The sequence below is a fragment of the Rhodoferax sp. GW822-FHT02D07 genome, assembly GCF_058802405.1.
Genome location: NZ_JBXAOD010000001.1, coordinates 487,483 through 503,685 on the forward strand (window position 1 = coordinate 487,483; position 16,203 = coordinate 503,685).

Sequence of the window (16,203 nt, forward strand, 5' to 3'; positions counted from 1 at the left end):
TCAGCCCAAGGGGACTCAGGTTCCGATCACGCCGCCGTCGGCCTTGCGGATGACGACTGTGGCCGAGCGTGGACGGCCGGTAGCCTTCTTCTCGGGCCAGTTGGACACCGCGCGCGGGTTCTTGGGGTCGCTGGTTTCGTCCGCGGGCTCACCCGGGTGCTGGATGTTGATGAACATGGTCTTGCCGTCCGGGGTGCCGGTGGCGCCAGTGATTTCGCAACCCGCGGGGCCAACCAGGAAGCGGCGTGCTTCGCCTGTGCGGGTGTCGGCGGCCAGCATCATGTTGTTGCCGAAGTTCTTCAGGTCACCCTTGCCCATGGCAGAGGTGGACATGTCGCACTGGATCCACAGAACGCCACGGCCATCCACCCAGAGGCCATCCGGGCAGGAGAACATGTCGCCCTTGATGCTGCCCTTGGCGTCGGCACGTTCCAGCGAGGGGTCGCCAGCCATGATGAAGTGGTTCCAGGCGAAGGTGGTGGCGCCATGGTCGCCGTCTTCCTTCCAGCGGATGATGTTGCCCTGCGTGTTGTTCACACGCGGGTTGGCTGCGTCCACGCCAGGTTGCTTGGCGGCACCGCGGTTGCTGTTGTTGGTTAGCGTGGTGTAGACCCAGCCTTGCTGGTCCACGGCAATCCACTCGGGGCGGTCCATCTTGGTGGCTCCCAGCAGGTCGCTGGCCTGGCGGGATTTGATCAACACCTCGCCCTGATCCGCAAAGCCGTTGGCCGCCGTCAGCGGGCCCTGGCCGTGGGTCAGCGCAATCCAGCGGCCCTTGCCGTCAGCATTGAACTGGGCCACATACAGCGTGCCGTGGTCCAGGAGCGTGGCATTGGCGGCAGCGCCACCTTCTTTGATCGCGTCGCGGCTGACGAACTTGTAGATGTACTCAAAACGCGAGTCTTCACCCATGTAGACCACGGCGCGCTTGTCCTTGGTCACGGCAACCGTGGCGCCTTCGTGAGCGGCACGGCCCATCGCGGTGCGCTTGATGGGGGTGGAGCTGGGGTTAAAGGGGTCGATTTCCACAATCCAGCCAAAGCGGTTGGGTTCGTTGGGGTTCTTGGCCGCATCAAAGCGTGCGTCATGCTCATGCCAGCGGTAGCCGGCGCCACCCTTCTTCAGGCCCCAGCGCTTGTCGTGTTCGCTGAGGTTGTCGCTGCCGCTGAAGTAGTTGATGAAGTTTTCTTCCGAGGTCAGGTAGGTGCCCCAGGGCGTGATGCCGCTGGCGCAGTTGTTGACCGTGCCCAGCACCACGCGCCCGGATGGGTCGGCAGCGGTCTTGAGCAGGGCGTGACCGGCGGCGGGGCCGCTGAGCTCCATGCGGGTGTTGGAGGTGATGCGGCGGGCCCAGGGGGAGGGCTTGACCACTTCCCACTTGCCGCCTTTTTCTTCCACTTCGAAGATGGACACGCCGTGGGCCGCCTGCGACTTGCGCACCTTCTCCAGGCTCCAGTTGTCCACGCCGTCCGTGAACAGCAGGCCATTGTCCACGTACTCGTGGTTCATCGCCAGCAGACCACTCTTGGATCCGTTCTGGGCAAAGTAGTGGATGCCGTCGTGGTGCATGCCGAACTGGGTTTCCTGCTGGGCGGCGGTGTTGCTGGCGTCGTCCTTGAAGGCGTTGTTTTCGCCGGACATGCCGACCGGGTCACCCCAGGGGGCAATGACCTGCACGGTGTAGCCCTCGGGTACGGTCACGGTGTCGGCGGTGGAGATGGCCACGCTCTTGAAACCCAGCAGCGCGCCAGTGTGCGTCATGGTGGAGGCGCAGCCGGTCAGCGTCGTGGCCGCACCGGCAGCACCCAGGGCGCCCAGGGGCGACAGCAGGCTGCTGGCGAGGCCACCCAGGCCACCACGCAGCACGGTGCGGCGCGAGGGGAGGGAGACGTCATGAATGCTGGGGTTGGAAGAGCGGTTGCTGTCTTCCATCTGGGAAAAGTCTTTTGCCATCGTGGTGCTCGCTGAAAGGGGAGTGAACGGCTCTGCCGGGTGGCAGGCTTAGCCCGAGTTTTTAGCTTTTGTATGTGACAGATGAGTGACAAAACCTTGACCCCAACGGCAGGCTACATCCGCTAACCTGTGGGGAGCGTTGGAGAATTCACCATGAAACCTGCCGTTCTTGTGCTGGCCTGCAGCCTGGCCCTTCCGGCTCTGGCTGTCGACCTGCCCGCCGTCATTCCGTCCAGTGTCAGTGAGCGCATGGCCTCGGCCCGCGAGGCGATCGGGCGCAAGGGCTGGAGCCGTGCGCAGTACGACCTGAAAGCGGCCCTGCACGACGATCCGGGCAACGCCGATGCCCACAACCTGCTGGCCTACACCTACCGCAAGCAGGACAAGCCGGATCTGCCCAAGGCCTTTGAACACTACAGCATGGCGCTGCAGCTGGACCCGCGCCACAAGGGCGCACACGAGTACATCGGCGAGGCGTATCTGATGGTCCGCAAACCGGAGATGGCCGAGCGCCACCTGGCGGAACTGGAAAAGATCTGCGGCAACCGGGAGTGTGAGGAGTACGAGGACCTGGCCAAGGCGATTGCGGCATTCCGCAAGGCCAGCCCGAAATAAAAAAGGGAGGCCGTGTGGCCTCCCTGTCCGGGTGATATCGCAGCGCCGCAACGGGTGGCGCTGCCGCTGGCTATGGCTCAGGAATTGGGCTTCGCCGCCGGGTGCGGCTGGTCCGGTTTTTCTTCCATGTAGCCCTTGCCGTCCTTCACACCCTTCTTGCCCAGGATTTGCCAGGCCGTACGCTGGTCGACCAGCGCGGCCAAGTACTCCAGCTCCTCGTCGGTGTGGTTGATGGCCTTGGCTGGTGTCAGCAGGCGGCCTTCTTTGGGCTGCACTTCGCCCCAAAAGGCTTGGTGGTAGTCGGAGCGGCTTACGGTCTTGTCGCGGCCGGCGGCCATGTCCACCGTGCCGTAGCAGTTGCAGAAGTAACTGCGCCCGCCCTGGTTCTCAAAGATTTCGGTGTACACGCCGGTGCCACGGATGCCAGCGGTCAGCGTGGGGGTGACGATCTGGCGGCTGCTGCCTTTGCCCCAGACGCTGACCACCGCGCCGGTGACCAAGCGCAGCAGACTGACCGCATTGAGGGTGGCGCCGCGCTCTACTGTCATGCGCGAGTTTTGGCGCACATGGAAGGCCGAGTTGCCGATCACGAAAACCAGGCGCGAGTCCGGGCCGGTGACGATCTCATCGCCGGTCTGGATGGGCTGCTGTGTCAGCAGGCGGCGGCCGTTGACGGTGGCGTCGCCCACGAGTTCGACCACATTGCTGCGCGACTGGGCGTGCGCGGTGGCAAAGCCCCCCATGCTGGTCCACGCGGCAGCGGCCTGCAAGAAGCCGCGGCGCTGGAACCACAGAACTTCATTGTCGCTGCGGCCTTCAAGGGTGTGCTGTGTCATTCGTGTCTCCTGGAGGGGCTTCAAAACAGTCGTCGAACGAGAAATACAGGGAGGCAAAAAACATGGCCGCAGAGATCATGCCGAATGGCATGAGCACCACGCCCAGCATCTGCGGGCTGCCCAGCAGGATGGCTACGCTGCTGACCGCCAGGCCCGCAGTGATCATGAGCAATGCCCAGCTGACTCCGAAGACGGTAAAGGCCCAAAAGTTCCGCATGCAGGCCACCAGGCTGAAAAACAGGCTTTTGACCGGAGGGACCTGGTGCCAGTGCACCAGGGCCGGCGCATGCCAGAACAGCAGCGACACGGGGATATAGAGCACGGTCGCCAGCATGAAGGCGTTTTGGAACGCCTGCTGTTGCACCATCTCTTCGCTCAGGCCGCCGCCGCCCAGGTAGAGGCGGGCAAATTGGCCGCCATCCACCGCTGCGGAAAGGCCCAGCACGACAAACAGCGCCACGGCATAGAGCAGGCCTAGCAGCAGCATCGCGCGCAATTGCTGGCGTCCGGCCCGAAAGGCGGCGAGCAGCACCGTGGGCATGGGAAAGTTGCCTTTGTTGATTTCGCGGGTTGCAGCCATCAACCCCAATGTGGCGGCGGGCAGCAGGGTGAGTGCCACGATGCTGCCCAGTACGGGCAGCAGGCTCAACAGCGTCATGCTCCCCATGAAGAGAAACAGCAGGCCGAGCAGGGCCAGGGGTTGCTTGAAGAAGGCAGCAATGCCCTGTTTGACCCAGGTGGCGCCCTGGCGGGCGGGAACCAGACGCAGCTTCATGCGAGCACCGCCTCTCCGGCTTCCAGCGGGGCCATGCCCAGCGGATGGTTGGCACGTTCGCGCAGCACGCGTTCGAAATGGGTGGGGTCGTGGGGTTTGAGCATGCTGGCTTCGCGCGGCAGGTACCAGTCCCACAAGCGTGAGATCCAGAAGCGCAGGGCGCCGGCGCGCAGCAGGGCGGGCAACAGTTCGCGCTCCTGCGCCGTGAGCGGGCGCACGCTGGCGTAGGCCTGCACAAAGGCGCGCGAGCGCTCCAGGTCAGCCACGCCGGTGGGAAGGTCGATGCACCAGTCGTTGAGGCAGACGGCCAGGTCGAACAACCAGGTGTCCACGCCGGCGAAATAGAAGTCGAAGAAACCACTCAGTTGCGGCGCACCGTCTACCGTTTCGAACATCACGTTGTCGCGGAACAGGTCGGCATGGATGGCGCCGCGCGGCAGGCCGGTGTAGGCGCTGCTGGCGGCCACATGGTTCTGGTACGCCAGTTCGGTTTGCAGCAGCTGGGCTTGGGCGGCTTCCAGGTGCGGCAGTACCACGGGTACGGTTTCGTTCCACCAGGGCAGGCCGCGCAGATTGGGTTGCTGCATGCCAAAGTCGCGCCCGGCCAGGTGCATGCGCGCCAGCATGGCGCCCACCTGGCGGCAGTGTTCCACGCCCGGGGCCAGTTCGCTGCGGCCCTTGAGGCGGTTGACCACGGCGGCGGGCTTGCCGTTCAGGCTGTGCAGCACATCGCCGTCGCGGTTGGCGGCCGGGTCGGGCACTGGCACGCCGTGAAAGGCCAGGTGCTTCATGAGCCGCAGGTAGAACGGCAACTGCTCAAAGCTCAGGCGCTCGAACAGGGTCAGCACATAGGGCGCCTGGTCGGTGGTGACGAAGTAGTTGGTGTTCTCAATGCCGCCGGAGCAACCTTCCAGGGTCTGAAGGTCGCCGAGCTTGAGGGATGCAAGGAATGTGCTGGCCTCGTCGAAGGAGACCTCTGTGTATACAGCCATGTGGTAATTGTAGGGGCGGCTTCCTCGCAGCGACGCAGCGTGGGGGCACAATACCTTTTATGACCGAACCCCGTAAAACCCTGCTGCTGGTCGATGGCTCCAGCTACCTGTACCGCGCCTTTTTTGCCGGTGGCGAGACCATGAGCATCACGCTGCCCGATGGTACGGTGCAGAAGACTGGCGCCATCCGCATCATGATCAACATGATGAACAGTCTGCGCAAGGAGTACCCGGCTGCTTACGTGGCCTGCGTGTTCGATGCCAAGGGCCCGACCTTCCGCGACACCATCTACCCCGAGTACAAGGCGCACCGCGACCCCATGCCCGACGATCTGCGCAGCCAGATTGCGCCCATCCACGAGGTGGTGCGCCACCTGGGCTGGGCCGTGCTGGACGTGCCCGGCGTGGAAGCGGATGACGTGATCGGCACCCTGGCGGTCACCGCAGCAAAGCAGGGCATTGAGGTCATTGTGAGCAGCGGCGACAAGGACCTGGCGCAACTGGTCAACGAACACATCACCATCATCGACACCATGAACGGCAAGCGCCGCGATCTGGCAGGCGTGGAGGCTGAGTTTGGCGTGCCCGCGCACCTGATGCTGGACTACCAGACTCTGGTGGGCGACGCCGTGGACAACGTGCCCGGTGTGCCCAAGGTGGGGCCCAAGACGGCCGTGAAGTGGCTGCAGCAATATGGTTCGCTGCAGGGCGTGGTGGACAACGCGGCCAACATCACCGGCGTGGTGGGCGAGAACCTGCGCAAGTCGCTGGACTGGCTGCCCACGGGGCGCAGCCTGCTCACCATCAAGACAGATTGCGATCTGGCCGGATGGGTGGATGGCCTGCCTGCTATGGATTCGATAGCTGTTCGCGCACAGGATACGGGGGCTCTGCGCACTTTTTACGAAAAATATGGCTTCAAGGGCCTGGCCAAGTCGCTGGGCTCCGATGCGGGTGATACCGCGCCCGCAGCGGCTCCGGCCGCTGCTTCAGCGGCGAGTCCGGGCCTGTTTGATGAACCTGCAGCCGATGCGGCTCCGGCACGCAGAAGCGTGGCCTACGACACGGTGCTGACCTGGGAGGCCTTTGACAGCTGGCTGGCCCGTGTGGAGGCGGCCGATCTGGTGGCGCTGGATACGGAAACCACCTCCATCGATGAAATGGTGGCCGAGGTGGTGGGCGTGTCCTTCAGCGTGGCGCCGGGTGCCGCGGCCTATATTCCGCTGGCGCACCGCTACCCCGGCGCGCCCGACCAGCTGCCGCGCGACGAGGTGCTGGCCCGGCTCAAGCCCTGGCTGGAAAACCCGGCAGCGAAGAAGCTGGGGCAGCACGTCAAGTACGACCGCCATGTGCTGGCCAACCACGGCATTGAAGTGCAGGGCTATGTGCACGACACCATGCTGCAAAGCTATGTGCTGGAGGCGCACAAGCCGCATAACCTCTCCAGCCTGGCGGAACGCCACCTGGGGCGTAGCGGCATCAGCTACGAAGACCTGTGCGGCAAGGGTGCCAACCAGATTCCGTTTGACCAGGTCGACATCGAGAAGGCGGCCGAGTATTCCTGTGAGGATTCGGACCAGACGCTGGATGTGCACCTGGCCCTGTGGCCCCAGATCGAGTCCGACGCCAAGCTGCGCACCATCTACGAGCTGGAGATCGCCAGCAGCGAAACCCTGTACCGCATCGAACGCAACGGCGTGCTGATCGACGCGCCCACGCTGGCCGCGCAAAGCCACGAACTCGGCCAGCGCATCCTGCAGCTGGAGACTGAGGCCTACGAGATCGCCGGCCAACCCTTCAACCTCAGCAGCCCCAAGCAGCTGGGCGAAATCTTCTTCGACAAGCTGGGCATGCCCGTGGTCAAGAAAACGGCCACCGGTGCGCGCAGTACGGACGAAGAGGTGCTGGAAAAGCTGGCCGAGGACTATCCCCTGCCGGCCAAGTTGCTGGAGCACCGCAGCCTCTCCAAGCTCAAAGGAACCTACACCGACAAGCTGGCCCAGCTGGCGCTGCCGCGCACGGGCCGGGTGCACACGCATTACTCGCAGGCAGTGGCGGTGACCGGGCGCCTGTCGAGCAACGACCCCAACCTGCAGAACATCCCGATCCGCACGGCAGAAGGCCGCCGCGTGCGTGAGGCCTTTGTGGCGGCGCCGGGCTGCGTGATCGCCAGCGCCGACTACTCGCAGATCGAGCTGCGCATCATGGCCCACATCAGCGACGATGCGGCCCTGCTCAAGGCCTTCCACGACGGCCTGGACGTGCACCGGGCCACGGCTGCCGAGGTGTTTGGCGTGGCGGTGGACCAGGTGAGCAGCGAGCAGCGCCGCTATGCCAAGGTCATCAACTTCGGCCTGATCTACGGCATGAGCGCCTTCGGCCTGGCGCGCAACCTGGGCATCGACAACACGGCGGCCAAGAACTACATCGCGCGCTATTTCGAGCGCTACCCCGGTGTGAAGCAGTACATGGAGAGCACGCGGGCGATTGCACGGGAAAAAGGCTATGTGGAGACCGTGTTTGGCCGCCGCCTGCAGCTCGCCGGCATCCAGACGGCCAAGGGAGCACTACTGGCAGGGCTGGAGCGTGCGGCCATCAACGCGCCCATGCAGGGCACGGCAGCAGACCTCATCAAGTTCAGCATGAACGCGGTGCAGGCGGTGCTGGACAAGGAGAAAAAAGCCACCAAAATGATCATGCAGGTGCATGATGAACTGGTGTTTGAAGTGCCCGAAGCCGAGGTGGACTGGCTGCGCACCGAGATTCCCCGCCTCATGGCCGGTGTGGCTGCGCTCAAGGTGCCGCTACTGGCAGAAGTTGGGGTTGGCCCTAATTGGGACAAGGCGCATTAAGGTAGACGATGCACTGCTGAACGCAGTGCAGCATAACTAGAAAAGGAGTCAAGCCATGGGACTCAACGGACTCAAGATCGCTACCAAGTTGTGGGCATTTATTGTGCTGGTCATCGCGGCTATCTGCGCGGTGGCGATTGTGGGATTGCTGCGCAGCGCCAGCATCCTCGCGGAAGGGCGGGAACACCAGGCGCTGGTCGAGGAGCTGGTGCAGATCAGCACGGAATGGAATGGTCTGACCATGACCAATGCCGCCCGCAACCAGGCCATCCTGCTGGCCGAGGGCAACGCGGTCAACGACTCCTTCAAGGAACCCATCAACGCCACCAGTGCCCAGATTGGCGAGCTGCAGAAGAAGATCGAGGCCATGCCGCTGACCGATGCGGACAAGGCGCAGATGAAGAAGATCGGCGACCTGCGTAAGGCCGTGATTGACCTGCGCACCAAGGCGCGTGATGCCAAGGCGGGTGGCAATGTCGAGCAGGCCATGCAGATCATGAATGCGCAGTACCTGCCTACCATGGCGGCCTATATCGCGGCCCAGAAGGAAATGGTGGAGCTGCAGAAGAAGCAGCTTGTCGAGGTCAAGACGCAGACCGAAGCCCGCCGCATGGGCAACACCATGGGCATTCTGGTGGGGCTGGCGGTCATCATTGCCGCCATTTTTGCAGGCACGGCCTGGCTGGTCCGTTCCATCCGCGAACCGCTGGCCCAGGCCAACGATCTGGCGGCCCGTATCGCACAGGGGGACTTGAGTTCGGTCATCTCCACCGACCGGGCGGACGAATTTGGAACCCTGCTGGTGTCGCTGCGCGCCATGAACGAATCATTGGCCAGCATGGTGGCGCAGGTGCGCAGCAGCACAGACAGCATCGCCACTGCCAGCGCCGAGATAGCCACTGGCAACAACGACCTGGCCCAGCGCACCGAGCAGACGTCCAGCAACCTGCAGGCTACCGCCTCCAGTATGGACAACCTCACCAATACCGTGCAGCAAAGCGCGGACAACGCACGTCAGGCCAGCTCCCTTGCGGCCAGCGCTTCCAGCGTGGCGCAGCGTGGCGGTGAAGTGGTGACCCAAGTGGTCAGCACCATGCAGGAAATCGACGCCAGCAGCAAGAAGATCAACGACATCATCAGCGTGATCGACGGCATCGCCTTCCAGACCAACATCCTGGCGCTGAATGCCGCGGTGGAAGCCGCCCGTGCGGGCGAGCAGGGCCGTGGTTTCGCCGTGGTGGCCTCTGAGGTCCGTTCACTGGCGGGCCGGTCTGCCGAGGCGGCCAAGGAGATCAAGGGCTTGATCGGTACCTCGGTGGAAAAGGTCGAGTCCGGTACGAAGCTGGTGACGGACGCAGGCGCCACCATGCAGGAGATCGTGCAGAGCGTGCGCCGCGTGGCCGACGTGATTGGTGAAATCACGGCGGCAGCCAATGAACAAAGCTCGGGCATTGCCGGTGTCAACACTGCCATCGCCAATCTGGACCAGATGACGCAGCAGAACGCTGCGTTGGTGGAAGAAAGCGCCGCCGCCGCAGAGAGCCTGCGCGAACAGGCCGACCGCATGAAGCAGGCTGTTGCCGTATTCAAGGTGGCGCCCCGTACAGAGCCCGGCGTGGCGCTGGCCGCTGCGCCGGTGCGTTCGGCAGCACCCAAGGCACCGCCCTTCAAGGGCACGGAGCGCCGCACCGGGCCGGACAACGGCCCCGGCGCGCGTACCTCACCCCCGCCAAAACCAACCACCAAGCCCGCAGCTGCCAAGGCTGCAGCCACTGCGTCCACCGTCAAGCCCGCCGCTCCAAAAACTACCCCCAGACCCCCCACGCCCGCAGGCGGCGATGAGGACTGGGAAACCTTCTAATCAGTCAATAACAAACCGGAGGCTCTATGGGCTCTTTCCTTAATAATCTCTCAATCCGCAAGCGCCTCGGTCTGGCTTTTGCCTTGATTCTGGCGCTCTCCTTGGTCGTCATTTTGGTCAGCATTGCGCGTCTGAATTCGGTGGCTGATGCCACAGAGCTGATGGTCCAGGACCCGATCAAGACGGAGCGTCTGGTGGGCGACTGGTACCGCAACATCCATACGGGTGTGCGCCGTACTGCAGCGATTGCCCGTAGTGCCGACCCCGCGCTGGCCGAGTACTTTGCCGAAGACCAGGCGGCGTCCAGCAAATCTTCGTCCGAGTTCCAGAAAGCCCTGGAGCCGCTGATGACTTCCGACGAGGAGAAGACGCTGTACAAGGAAATCGCTGAGCAGCGCAAGATCTATATCGCGGCCCGGGACGAGACAGTGGCTTTGAAGAAAGAAGGCAAGGCCGAGGAGGCCAACAAGGTGCTGGACGAGAAATTCACGCCGGCTTCCAAGGTGTACCTGGCCAAGATGGATGCGATGCTGCAAAGCCAGCGCAATGCCATAGACCAACTGGCCAAAGAGATTCAGGACAACCACACCAGCAGCCGTCGCCTCTTGATTGCGCTGGGTGCTGTGAGTTTGCTGTTAAGCGTGGTGCTGGCCTGGCTGCTATCGGCCTCCATCACCGGTCCGTTGGGCGAGGCCACGGTGGTGGCGCGCAAAGTGGCTGATGGAGACCTGACCGGGGAAATCCGCCACGGTCGCACCGACGAAGTGGGCCAACTGCTCACCACGCTGCACGACATGCAGAGCAACCTGGTGAACGTGGTGAGCAATGTGCGCCGCGGCTCCGAATCGGTGGCGACTGCCAGCTCCGAAATCGCCCAAGGCAACCATGATTTAAGCGCCCGCACCGAACAGCAGGCCAGCGCACTGGAAGAAACCGCTGCGTCCATGGAGGAGCTTAGCTCCACCGTGAAACAGAACGCGGACAACGCCCGCCAGGCCAACCAGCTGGCGATGAATGCTTCTACGGTAGCCGTGCAGGGCGGCGAGGTGGTCGGCCAGGTGGTCGAAACCATGAAAGGCATCAACGAGTCCAGCCGCAAGATTGCCGACATCATTAGCGTCATCGACGGGATCGCCTTCCAGACCAACATCCTGGCCCTCAATGCGGCGGTGGAAGCCGCGCGTGCGGGCGAGCAAGGCCGTGGCTTTGCGGTGGTGGCTTCTGAAGTGCGCAGCCTGGCGGGCCGCTCCGCCGAAGCCGCCAAGGAAATCAAGGCCCTGATTGGCGCCAGCGTAGAACGTGTGGAGCAGGGCACCACGCTGGTCGACAAGGCCGGCGCCACCATGACCGAAGTGGTGAGCAGCATCCGCCGGGTGACTGACATCATGGGCGAAATCAGTGCGGCCAGTGCCGAACAGAGTACCGGTGTGGGCCAGGTGGGCGAGGCTGTGACCCAGATGGACCAGGCTACGCAGCAAAACGCGGCGTTGGTGGAAGAGATGGCCGCAGCCGCCAGCAGCCTCAAGAGCCAGGCGCAGGACCTGGTGCAGGTGGTGGCCGTGTTCAAGCTGGGCAACGAGTCTGCGGGCCATGCTCCGGTGGCGCATCTGCCCGCCAAGGTGCGTTCCAGCGCCCCGGTCGCCCAGCCCTTCAAGGGCACCGAACGGCGCCTGGGCGCCAGCCCGGCCAAACCGGCAGCGCCCAAGCCAGCCGCCGCATCTGCCGCTGCTGCTCCCAAGAAGCCCGTCCCGGCGGCGACCCCCGTGGCGCACGCCAAGCCGGCCGCTGCACCCCAGACTTCCAAGGTGAATACCCCTGCGGGTGGCGACGACGACTGGGAAACTTTCTGAACCCCGGCGGGTCTTTCAAAGCCCCGCCCCAACCGGCAGGAATGTGTTGTGCATACACTTCCTGCTGTTTTTGTTTTCAACCCAGATTCAACCAAGGAGATGGATGTGCTTGATGCCCTGAAAAACGAAGTCAATTCCCTGTTGCCCGGCAAGACCACCGAAGACGGCGCCACCCGCCGCACTGCGCTCAAAGCCGCGCTGGGTGTGGGCTATGCGGCTACGGCCATGCCCATCATGGCCCAGACGGCCATCAAGACGCCGGACACCGGCCTGATCACCGGCACCCCGGTCTACGAGGTCGACAACTACCCCGTGCCTTTCTACTACGCGGCCCCGGCTGGCAAGAAGAACCTGCCTGTGGTCATCGTGGTGCAGGAAATCTTTGGCGTGCACGAGTACATCGCCGACACCTGCCGCCGCTTTGCCAAGGCCGGCTACCTCGCCATCGCGCCCGACCTCTACGCGCGCCAGGGCGATGCCAGCAAGTACACCGACATTGGCAAGCTCATGGCCGAAGTGGTTTCCAAGGTGCCCGATGCCCAGGTGTTGGCCGATATCGACGGCGCCGTGCAATGGGCCAAGGCCAATGGTGGCAACACCCACAAGCTCGCCATCACCGGCTTTTGCTGGGGTGGTCGCATCACCTGGCTGTACGCCGCCCATAACAAGGCGGTCAAGGCCGGTGTGGCTTGGTATGGACGCCTGGTCGGCGCCACCAATGCGCTCACACCCAAGCAGCCCATCGAACTCGCGGCTTCGCTCAAGGCGCCCGTGCTGGGCCTTTACGGCGGACAGGACGGCGGCATTCCGCTGACCACCGTCAACGAGATGAAGGACGCGCTGGCTGCGGCTAAAGGCAATGCGGCAGCGCAGGCTTCCGAGTTTGTGGTCTACCCGCAGGCCCCCCATGCCTTCCACGCGGATTACCGCCCCAGCTACCGCAAGGACGCGGCCGAAGACGGCTTTGCGCGCGCGCTGGCCTGGTTCAAAGCGAAGGGTGTGGCTTGATTCTGGTTGCGATCCTGATTGGAACCCTGGCGGCCGGCATTGGAAGCGTCTGGCTGGCCGCCGCCCTGAGTTTTGGTGCGCTGGGGCGCTACACCCAGCACATGCTGAGTTTGGCAGCCGGGGCCTTGCTGGCTACGGCCTTCATGCACCTGTTGCCCGAGGCCTTTGAGAGCCAGGCTGGCGCACGCGAGCTGTTTTTGCTGCTGCTGCTGGGCTTGGTGTTTTTCTTTCTGCTGGACAAGGCCGAGCTCTGGCACCACGGCCATGAGCACCACCATGGAGAAGATGCGCATGACCATGGCCATGCACACCACCACCATGGTCACGCCCACCATGACCACGCGCATGGCCACGCACCCAGCCGCCCGGCCGGCGCATGGGCCGTTCTGGCCGGTGACAGCGTGCATTGCTTTGGCGATGGCGTGCTGATTGCCTCGGCCTTCATGGCCGATATGCGCCTGGGCGTCATTGCGTCCCTGGCTGTGCTGGCGCACGAGGTGCCGCACCACATGGGTGACCTGGTGGTACTGCGTGCCGGTACGGCCAGCCGTCGCGCGGCGCTCACCAAGGTGTCTTTGGCCGGCGCCGTCACGGCGCTGGGCGGCCTGATGGGCTTCTGGCTGGTGGAGCAGCTGGAGGAATACCTGCCCTTCTTCCTGGTCGTGGCCTCCAGCAGCTTCATCTATGTGGCGCTGGCCGATCTGATTCCGCAACTGCAAAAACGCCTGAGCGCGCGCGAGACCGCCGCCCAAGTGGCTTGGCTGGTTGCGGGCATGGCTTTGGTCACGGCCGTCAGCGGCCTGGCCCACGCGCACTGATGTGGGAATGCCAGCTCGCCGATAGCGAGGTGGCAGTGCTGCAGGCGCAGGGCGTGCAGTTCACGCTGCGCTTTTCGGCCTTGAGCGCGCGAGCCGTGGCAGCGGGGCAGCCCGCGTCGGACTGGGGCTATGCGCTGGGCGTCCTTTTGTGCCTCGAAGGGGCGGAGCTGACGCAGCAAGACCCGCATGCACTGGGCCGGATTGCAAAAGGGCGGCTGGAGCAGGGCGGCGTTGTCGTCCCTGCCTGGGCCTTGCCGGCGCAGCACACCGGGCCGGTTGCGCTGCAGCTGCGTTTTGCCAACGGCGGTCGGCTGGTGGTGCAGGCCCGCAGCTGGCGCAGCGACTTTGTGGATGGCCCCCGTTTTCGCGAGTCCTACGCCTGCTGACTGCCTGAAAACCCCCGCCGCGCGCAAGGTTTCGCACCTTAGTTAAATCAAACGTTTGATTTAACTAGCTAGAATGCGCGGCATGTCCTATGCCCTGAATTCGCCTTCCCCCGTGCCCGTGGCGCCCAAGCCCCTGCGCAGCGACGGGCTGGAAGCCCGCACCCGCCTGCTGGATGCTGCGCTGGTGCTGTTTGCCGACAAGGGCTACGCCAAGACCTCCACGCGCGAGATTGCGCTGGCAGCGCAGGTCAATGTGGCCTCCATCAGCTACTACTTTGGCGACAAGGCCGGCCTGTACCGCGCCGTGTTTTCCGATCCGCGCAGCAACCCTCGCATCGAACCGAACGACATTTGCCGGCCCGACCAGGCGTTGCAAGAGTCCCTGCGGGTGCTACTGTCCGGCTTTACCGAGCCGCTCAAGCAGGGCGCGCAGATGCAGAGCTGCATGAAGCTGCATTTCCGTGAGCTGCTGGAGCCCACCGGCTTGTGGGAGGCGGAAATTGACGACAACATCCGCCCGGCCCATATGGCGTTGGTCGACGTGCTGTGCCGTGAACTGGGCATTGCTGTACCGGACGACGCCGTCCACCGGCTGGCGTTTTCCATCTCTGGCTTGGCCATGATCCTGCACGTCGGAACCGACGTGGTGCAGGCGATTCGCCCAGCGTTGATCGACGGTCCCGCTGCGATTGACACCTATACCGACCATTTGGTGGCCATGGCCATGGCCATGGTGGAGGCTGAAGGCCGCCGCCGCAAGGAATCCCCCTCAGCAACCCTCTGAGTTTTCACTTTGTATTTGTCTATCCACACCATGCATTTGCCAACTTCCCGCCGCATTTCCGGGCTGGCCACGCTGTCGGTCCTGTCCCTGGCGCTTACGGGCTGCGCCATCACCATGCCCGCCACCAAAGTGGATGCCCCGGTTACACCGCAATGGCAGGCGCCCCTGCCGCACCAGGGCACTATCAGCAGCCTCACCCAGTGGTGGCAGCAGCAGGGCGATCCGCTGCTGGTGGAGTTGATTGAAGCGGCGCAGGCCGTCAGCCCCTCCGTGGCGCAGGCGGTGGCCCGTGTCGAATCTGTGCGTGCCCAGCGCACCACGGCCAACGCGGCGCTCTTGCCCAAGGTGGATGCGTCCATCGCCGCCAGCCGCGGCGTGAGCCAGCCGGCCGTGCCGGTGGCGACCACGCAGACCGTGGGCCTGCAGGCCAGCTGGGAGCTGGACCTGGTGGGCGCCAATCGCGCCGTGAGCAAAGCGGCCGATGCGCAGTTCCAGGGCTCGCAGGCCCAGTGGCACGACGCACGCGTCTCTGTGGCGGCCGAAGTGGCCAGCACCTACTACAGCCTCTCCACCTGCCAGCAACTGCTGGACGTGGCGCGCAAGGACTCGGCCTCTCGCCAGGAAACGGCGCGTCTGGCCGATATCAGCACCAGGGCCGGCTTTGCTGCGCCATCGGTGGCCGCATTGGCCCGTGCCAGCGCGGCCGACGGCAGCAGCCGCGTCACCCAGCAAGCCGCCGCTTGCGAGATTGACACCAAGGCCCTGGTGGCCCTGACCGGCCTGGCTGAAGCAGAGTTGAAGCAAAAACTGGCGGTAGCCCTCGCCAAACCTGCGCAAGCAGCTCCTTTTTCTGTAGCGGCCGTGCCGGCCCAGACGCTGACCCAGCGCCCCGATGTGTTTGCTGCGGAGCGCGATGTGGTGGTGGCCAGCGCCCAGGTGGGCAGCGCCAAGGCCCAGCGTTACCCGCGCCTGACCTTGAGCGGCAACGTGGGCGCCATGCGTTACAGCAGCATGGGCACTGAAACGAACCTGGACACCTGGTCCTTCGGCCCGCTGGCCTTGACCCTGCCCATCTTTGACGGCGGTGTGCGCAAGGCCAATGTGGTGGCGGCCGAAGCGGCCTATACCCAGGCCGTGGCCGTGTACCGCGCCAAGGTGCGCCAAGCCGTGCGCGAGGTGGAAGAGGCCCTGGTCAACCTGCAGAGCACGGACGCCCGCAAGCAGGACGCCGAAGTCTCCACCCAGGGCTACGCCGAATCGCTGGCAGCCACGCAGTCGCGCTATGCGCAAGGGTTGGCCAGCCTGGTGGAATTGGAAGATGCCCGCCGCACGGCGCTGGCTTCGCAGTCGGCCCAGCTTTCTTTGGCCCTGGAGCGCAACCGCGCCTGGGTCTCCCTGTACCGCGCCTTGGGTGGCGGCTTCGAGCCCAGCCAGGAATGACGCAGCCCACTCTGTCTGATTGATTTTTAGCGA

13 protein-coding genes are annotated in these 16,203 nt (G+C 64.3%); 9 read left to right on the forward strand and 4 right to left on the reverse strand.

The window, feature by feature from the left end; genetic code table 11:
* Positions 1–15 precede the first annotated feature (15 nt).
* Complete coding sequence (locus AC1RNN_RS02385; protein WP_493086305.1) at positions 16–1,953, reverse strand: PhoX family protein; 1,938 nt, start codon at positions 1,951–1,953, stop codon at positions 16–18.
* A 153-nt stretch (positions 1,954–2,106) separates the two neighbouring features.
* Here AC1RNN_RS02385 and AC1RNN_RS02390 point away from each other — a divergent pair, with 153 nt between their 5' ends.
* Entirely contained in the window at positions 2,107–2,568 is a 462-nt protein-coding gene (locus AC1RNN_RS02390) for a tetratricopeptide repeat protein (RefSeq protein ID WP_493086303.1), read from the forward strand.
* Positions 2,569–2,645: 77 nt separating this feature from the next.
* Here the strand turns inward: AC1RNN_RS02390 and AC1RNN_RS02395 are convergent, their stop codons facing one another.
* The 3 genes from AC1RNN_RS02395 to AC1RNN_RS02405 are packed head-to-tail and all read right to left on the reverse strand — an operon-like array spanning position 2,646 to position 5,171.
* Complete coding sequence (locus AC1RNN_RS02395; protein ID WP_493086302.1) at positions 2,646–3,404, reverse strand: FecR family protein; 759 nt, start codon at positions 3,402–3,404, stop codon at positions 2,646–2,648.
* Complete coding sequence (locus AC1RNN_RS02400) at positions 3,385–4,179, reverse strand: BPSS1780 family membrane protein (protein ID WP_493086300.1); 795 nt, start codon at positions 4,177–4,179, stop codon at positions 3,385–3,387. The genes AC1RNN_RS02395 and AC1RNN_RS02400 overlap by 20 nt, the downstream gene beginning before the upstream one ends.
* The gene (locus AC1RNN_RS02405) at positions 4,176–5,171 is read right to left on the reverse strand and encodes a homoserine kinase (RefSeq protein WP_493086298.1); all 996 of its coding nucleotides are present in this window, start codon (positions 5,169–5,171) and stop codon (positions 4,176–4,178) included. Before AC1RNN_RS02405 ends, AC1RNN_RS02400 begins: the two co-directional genes overlap by 4 nt.
* A 59-nt stretch (positions 5,172–5,230) precedes the next feature.
* Here AC1RNN_RS02405 and polA point away from each other — a divergent pair, with 59 nt between their 5' ends.
* The 8 genes from polA (at position 5,231) to AC1RNN_RS02445 (ending at position 16,170) form a co-directional block, all read left to right on the forward strand.
* Positions 5,231–8,023: a DNA polymerase I gene (gene polA / locus AC1RNN_RS02410; RefSeq protein ID WP_493086296.1), complete on the forward strand. Its 2,793-nt coding sequence runs from the start codon at positions 5,231–5,233 to the stop codon at positions 8,021–8,023.
* Positions 8,024–8,078: 55 nt separating this feature from the next.
* Positions 8,079–9,884: a methyl-accepting chemotaxis protein gene (locus tag AC1RNN_RS02415; protein WP_493086294.1), complete on the forward strand. Its 1,806-nt coding sequence runs from the start codon at positions 8,079–8,081 to the stop codon at positions 9,882–9,884.
* Between the two features lie 26 nt (positions 9,885–9,910).
* Complete coding sequence (locus AC1RNN_RS02420; RefSeq protein ID WP_493086292.1) at positions 9,911–11,734, forward strand: methyl-accepting chemotaxis protein; 1,824 nt, start codon at positions 9,911–9,913, stop codon at positions 11,732–11,734.
* 99 nt (positions 11,735–11,833) lie between these two features.
* On the forward strand, positions 11,834–12,742 hold the full coding sequence (locus tag AC1RNN_RS02425) for a dienelactone hydrolase family protein (RefSeq protein ID WP_493086291.1): 909 nt from the start codon (positions 11,834–11,836) through the stop codon (positions 12,740–12,742).
* Positions 12,739–13,560: a ZIP family metal transporter gene (locus tag AC1RNN_RS02430; protein ID WP_493086289.1), complete on the forward strand. Its 822-nt coding sequence runs from the start codon at positions 12,739–12,741 to the stop codon at positions 13,558–13,560. Before AC1RNN_RS02425 ends, AC1RNN_RS02430 begins: the two co-directional genes overlap by 4 nt.
* Positions 13,560–13,946: a hypothetical protein gene (locus AC1RNN_RS02435; protein WP_493086287.1), complete on the forward strand. Its 387-nt coding sequence runs from the start codon at positions 13,560–13,562 to the stop codon at positions 13,944–13,946. Before AC1RNN_RS02430 ends, AC1RNN_RS02435 begins: the two co-directional genes overlap by 1 nt.
* A gap of 82 nt (positions 13,947–14,028) precedes the next feature.
* Positions 14,029–14,730 carry a CerR family C-terminal domain-containing protein gene (locus tag AC1RNN_RS02440; RefSeq protein WP_493086285.1) on the forward strand — a complete coding sequence of 234 codons (702 nt, stop codon included), beginning with the start codon at positions 14,029–14,031 and terminating at the stop codon, positions 14,728–14,730.
* Between the two features lie 30 nt (positions 14,731–14,760).
* Positions 14,761–16,170: an efflux transporter outer membrane subunit gene (locus AC1RNN_RS02445; protein WP_493086284.1), complete on the forward strand. Its 1,410-nt coding sequence runs from the start codon at positions 14,761–14,763 to the stop codon at positions 16,168–16,170.
* Positions 16,171–16,203: the final 33 nt, after the last annotated feature.